Below are 5,271 nucleotides of genomic sequence, written 5' to 3'. Positions count from 1 at the left end.
GTGTGGCCGCGCGGCCGGTCGCCGAGACGTTACGGTGGGGGACAAGTCCGGCTCCGAGCAACAAAGCTCGCATTCCGGGCGTGCACCGATGACCGGCGAGGGAAGGAAAAGCAGCCGTGACGCATCTGGCCTACCTGGACGCGGGATCCGGCAGTCTCATCGTGCAGGCGGTGGTCGGCGGGGTGGCCGGGGTGGCAGTGGCCGCCAAGCTCTACTGGCGCCGCCTGGTGTCCCGGTTCCGGCGTCAGCCCACCGACCAGGGCCCGGCGGCGTGACGATCCCCGACACCGGCGTCCGCGTCGAACCCGGCTCCTTCCGCGACCCCGGCAACCGGGTGTTCCACCGCGGCGACGAGGTGCTGCGCGGGCTCGACGAGCGCTCGGCCCGCGACTGGCGGGCGCTGGCGGTCACCGACTTCTTCCGGCAGGCCACCACCGGCGGGCAGATCGTCGGCACCGAGGAAATGACCCCGACCCCGGTCGACGCGCCCTGGACCACGGTGCTGCGGCACGAACGGATCCCGTTCGTCTCGCACCCCTACGAATGGTCGTACGCGATGCTGCGCGACGCCGCGCTGCTGCACCTGGACGTGCTGCGGGCCGCCCTGGAAGCCGGCTTCACCACCAAGGACGGCTCGGCCTACAACGTGCAGTGGCGCGGCGCCCGGCCCGTCTTCATCGACGTCGGCTCGTTCGAGGCGCTGCGCGACGGCGAACCCTGGGCCGGCTACCGGCAGTTCTGCCAGACGCTGCTCTACCCGCTGCTGATCCAGGCCCACCTCGGGCTGGACTTCCAGCCGTTCCTGCGCGCCCGCGTCGACGGCGTCGAGCCGGACCAGATGCGGCGGCTGTTCGGCGGCGCCCGGCGCTGGCGCGCCGGCGTCCCCACCCACGTGCACCTGCACGGCGCCATGCAAAACCGCAACTCCGCCGCGAGCACCACCGACGTCCGCGCCCAGTTGCGCGCCGCCGGGTTCTCCCGGGAACTGGCGCTGGCCACGGTACGCGGGCTGACGAAACTGGTCCGCCGGATCGACCACCGGCCCGGCGACAGCCACTGGTCGGACTACCAGCGCACCTGCGCGTACTCGGTGCCGGACCGGCAGGCCAAGGAGGAGTTCGTCGACCGGGCGGTGGCCGCCGTCGGCGGAGGATCGGCGCTGGACCTGGGCGCCAACGACGGCCGGTACGCCCGCATAGCCGCCCGGCACGCCGCGCACGTCGTCGCCGTCGAGCAGGACCCGGCAGTGGTCGACACGCTCTACCGCGCGCTGCGCGACGATGGCGAGACACGGATCCTGCCGCTGGTGATGGACCTGGCCGACCCGTCGCCGGGCGGCGGCTGGCGCGGCGTCGAGCGGGCCGCGTTCGCCGACCGGGCCCGCGCGGACACCGTCCTGGCCCTGGCCGTGGTGCACCACCTGGCGATCGGGCGCAACGTGCCGCTGCCCGAGGTGCTCGACCAGCTGACCGCGCTCACCGCCACCGGCGGCAGCCTGGTGGTGGAGTTCGTCCACCCGGACGACCCGATGGCCCGCCGGCTGCTGGCGAACAAGCCGGACGGCCTGTTCCCGGACTACCGGCGGGACGCCTTCGAGGCGCTGCTGGCCCGCCGGGGCCGGGTGGTCGCCCGGACCGAGCTGCCGTCCGGCACCCGCACGCTCTACCAGGTGGTGGTGGGTGGCTGAGGACACCCTCGCACCACCCCGGGAACGCGCGGCCGGACCGGACCGCCGGGAGCGCCGGCCCTGGTGGCGGGCCGAGGCCGCCCGGCTGGCCGAGGTCGCCGCGCTGATCGGGCTGGTGGTCACCCAGCCGCTGCTCGACGTGCTCGGCCGCAGCCCCGACTTCTTCCTGTTCCACCGCGCCTCCCGGGCCGACGTGCTGCTGCTGGTCGCCCTGATCGCGCTCGCGCCGACGATGGTGTTCGCGCTGCTCGGCGCGCTCGCGCTGCCCGCCGGACGCCTCACCCGGTCCGTCGCGCACACCGCGCTCGTGGGACTGCTGCTCGCCGCGCTGGCGGTCCAGGTCGGCCGGCACGTCACGCCGCTTCGAGGCGTACCCCTGCTTGTCGTCGCCGGTGCGGCCGGAGCCGCGGGCGCGGCCGCGCACCGGCGGTGGCGGGCGCCCCGGCGGGTGCTGCGGGTCGCCGCCGCCGGGCCACTGGTGTTCGTCGGGTTGTTCCTGTTCGCCTCGCCCGCGTCGGCGGTGGTGCTGCCGCGCGGTGAGGGGGGCGCGGCCGGCGTGGCCGGTGCGGGCGCGCACCCGCCGGTGGTCATGATCGTGCTGGACGAGTTGCCGCTGGTGTCCCTGCTCGGTCCGGACGGCCGGATCGACGCCGAGCGCTACCCGAACTTCGCGGCGCTGGCCGGCGGGTCGACCTGGTACCGCAACGCCACCGGCGTCAGCGGCTGGACGCCCTACGCGCTGCCCGCGATGCTCACCGGGCGCTACCCGGAGCGGGGGGCGGCGCCGCACTACTCGCAGTACCCGGACAACCTGTTCACCGCGCTCGGCGGCCTCTACCGGATCAAGGCCGAGGAGAGCATCACCCGGCTCTGCCCGCCGAGCCGCTGCGAGCAGGCCACCACGCCGGAACAGGGGCTCGGGGTGCTGGTCCGGGAGAGCGGCAAGCTGATGGGCCGGATCGCCGCGCCGGTGGACAGCCGGGTCGACCCGGAGGACTCCTACCGCGAGCGGACCGCGGCCGAGGCCGGACTGGACGCCGCCGAGCCGGTGCCGGACGACCCGAAGTTCCGCTGGGACACCCTCGACGACAACCAGCCGGCCCGGTTCACCTCGTTCCTGGCCGGGCTGCGCCCCGACACCCGGCCCACGCTGCACTTCCTGCACCTGCTGATGCCGCACTCGCCGTGGGCGTACCTGCCGTCCGGGGCGCACTACGCGGCGCCGGAGGACCTGCCCAACGACGGCGCCGGGTGGGCCGACCTGGCCCGCGCCCGGCACCTGGCGCAGCTCGGCTACACCGACCGGCTGATCGGCGAGACGCTGCGGACGCTGCGCGCCACCGGCCTCTACGACAAGGCGCTGGTGGTGGTCACCGCCGACCACGGGGTGAGCTTCCGCCGCGACTGGCAGGGCCGGGGCATGGACGCCATCGACCACGCCGCGAACGAGGTGGCCTGGGTGCCGATGTTCGTCAAGGAACCCGGCCAGCGCGCCGGACGGGTGGACGACCGCAACTGGGAGCACGTCGACCTGCTGCCCACGATCGCCGACGAGACGCACATGAAGGTGCCCTGGCGGATGGACGGCCGGTCGGCGAAGGCGGCTCCCCGCGAGCGGGCCGACAAGCGCTTCTACGACCGACCCGGGCAGCCGGTGACCATCACCGGCGGAGTGCCCGCCGCTGTCCCGCAGCCACCGGCCGATCCGCTCGTCGGCACGCGGGTCGGGGACGTCCCCGCGGGCGGGTCCGCCACGGTGGCGAACCGGGACGCGTTCGACGCGGTCGACCCGGCCGGCGGCGGGCTGCCGGGGCTGGTCTGGGGCACGGTGCCGGACGACGTCCCCGACGGCACCCGGCTCGCCGTGGCGGTCAACCAGACGATCGGCGCGGTGGTGCCAGTGGTGCCGCCGGACGCCGGTGGACGGCGCTTCGCGGCGCTGCTCGCCGACGACCGGCTGTTCGCCGCCGGAGCCAACCGGATCGACCTCTACCGGGTCGGTGACGACGGGACGCTGCGGCGGCTCACGCTGTCGTGACGGACCTCCCGAACGTGCCCATGGCCACGCTCCCATCCGGTTTCCGGACCGGCTGGCCGGGAAACAGGTGACGCACACCTCACCCTCAAACCATGACGAGCGGTGTTCTCCGCGCCGTGATTACGGTAGAAGCGAAGGCAATTCAACGAAGATCTTGCCGGCGAAGCGAGGAACAGATGACGGAAGTCAAGCTCGACCACCCCGGTGGGCAGCTGTCGATGCCGGTGCAGTCCGCGGTTGAGGGCCCCGCCGGGATCGGGGTGAGCAAGCTGCTCAAGGAAACCGGGATGACCACCTACGACCCCGGTTTCGTGAACACCGCGTCCTGCTCGTCCGCCATCACCTACATCGACGGTGATGCCGGCATCCTGCGGTACCGCGGCTACCCGATCGACCAGCTGGCCGAGAAGTCCTCCTTCCTGGAGGTCTCCTACCTGCTGATCTACGGCGAGCTGCCGTCCCAGACGCAGCTCACCGAGTTCAGCGAGCGGATCCGGCGGCACTCCCTGCTGCACGAGGAGATGCGCCGCTTCTTCGACGGCTTCCCCCGCGACGCGCACCCGATGGCCGTGCTCTCCTCGGCCGTCAGCGCCATCTCGACCTTCTACCAGGACAGCCTGGACCCGTTCGACTCCGAGCACGTGGAGATGTCCACGGTGCGGCTGATGGCGAAGGTCCCGACCATCGCCTCGTACGCGTACAAGAAGTCGATCGGGCAGCCGCTGCTGTACCCGGACAACTCGCTGGGCTACGTCGAGAACTTCCTGCGGATGACCTTCGGCGTGCCGGCCGAGCCGTACGAGGTCGACCCGGTGGTGGCCCGGGTGCTGGACATGCTGTTCATCCTGCACGCCGACCACGAGCAGAACTGCTCCACCTCGACCGTGCGGCTGGTCGGCTCCAGCAACGCCAACCTGTTCGCCTCGGTCTCGGCCGGCGTGAACGCGCTGTTCGGCCCGCTGCACGGCGGCGCCAACCAGGCCGTCCTGGAGATGCTCCAGAAGATCCAGGCCGACGGCGGCGACGTCCGCTCCTTCGTGCAGAAGGTGAAGGACAAGCAGGACGGCGTGAAGCTGATGGGCTTCGGGCACCGGGTCTACAAGAACTACGACCCGCGCGCCGCCATCGTGAAGAAGGCCGCCCAGGACGTGCTCGGCCGGATGGCCAAGCCGGACCCGCTGCTGGACCTCGCGGTGCAGCTGGAGGAGATCGCGCTCGCCGACGACTTCTTCGTGTCCCGGCGGCTCTACCCGAACGTGGACTTCTACACCGGGCTGATCTACAAGGCCATGGGCTTCCCGACCAAGATGTTCACGGTGCTGTTCGCGCTCGGCCGGCTGCCCGGCTGGATCGCGCAGTGGCGCGAGATGATCAACGACCCGGAGACCAAGATCGGTCGCCCGCGGCAGATCTACACCGGCGCCGCCGAGCGGGACTACGTCCCCGCCGAGCAGCGCTGACGCAACCCCGGCGAAAGGCCGCCGCCTCTATCCGGAGGCCGGCGGCCTTTCCCGTCCCGGAGACCCGCCCCACCCCACCCGCGCAC

General features: G+C 72.7%; 4 protein-coding genes. All 4 read left to right on the top strand.

The genetic code is table 11. The features are described 5' to 3' along the window. Nucleotides 1-116 precede the first annotated feature (116 nt). The 4 genes from EAD96_RS31265 to EAD96_RS25670 all read left to right on the top strand — a co-directional run bounded on the left by EAD96_RS31265 (nucleotide 117) and on the right by EAD96_RS25670 (nucleotide 5,185). Entirely contained in the window at nucleotides 117-275 is a 159-nt protein-coding gene (locus EAD96_RS31265) for a hypothetical protein (RefSeq protein WP_018787270.1), read from the top strand. Further along, complete coding sequence (locus tag EAD96_RS25680; RefSeq protein WP_121686070.1) at nucleotides 272-1,687, top strand: methyltransferase domain-containing protein; 1,416 nt, start codon at nucleotides 272-274, stop codon at nucleotides 1,685-1,687. The genes EAD96_RS31265 and EAD96_RS25680 overlap by 4 nt, the downstream gene beginning before the upstream one ends. Continuing rightward, a complete protein-coding gene (locus tag EAD96_RS25675) occupies nucleotides 1,680-3,725 on the top strand; it encodes a sulfatase-like hydrolase/transferase (protein ID WP_121686069.1) in 2,046 nt (681 codons plus the stop codon). Before EAD96_RS25680 ends, EAD96_RS25675 begins: the two co-directional genes overlap by 8 nt. Nucleotides 3,726-3,901: 176 nt before the next feature. Further along, entirely contained in the window at nucleotides 3,902-5,185 is a 1,284-nt protein-coding gene (locus EAD96_RS25670) for a citrate synthase (protein ID WP_120570152.1), read from the top strand. The last annotated feature ends 86 nt before the right edge of the window (nucleotides 5,186-5,271 follow it).

Origin of the sequence: Micromonospora sp. BL1, assembly GCF_003667485.1 — a bacterium.
GTDB classification, from domain to species: domain Bacteria; phylum Actinomycetota; class Actinomycetes; order Mycobacteriales; family Micromonosporaceae; genus Micromonospora; species Micromonospora tulbaghiae.
Note: the sequence above shows the minus strand (reverse complement) of the source record. Positions and strands in the feature narration are given on the sequence as shown.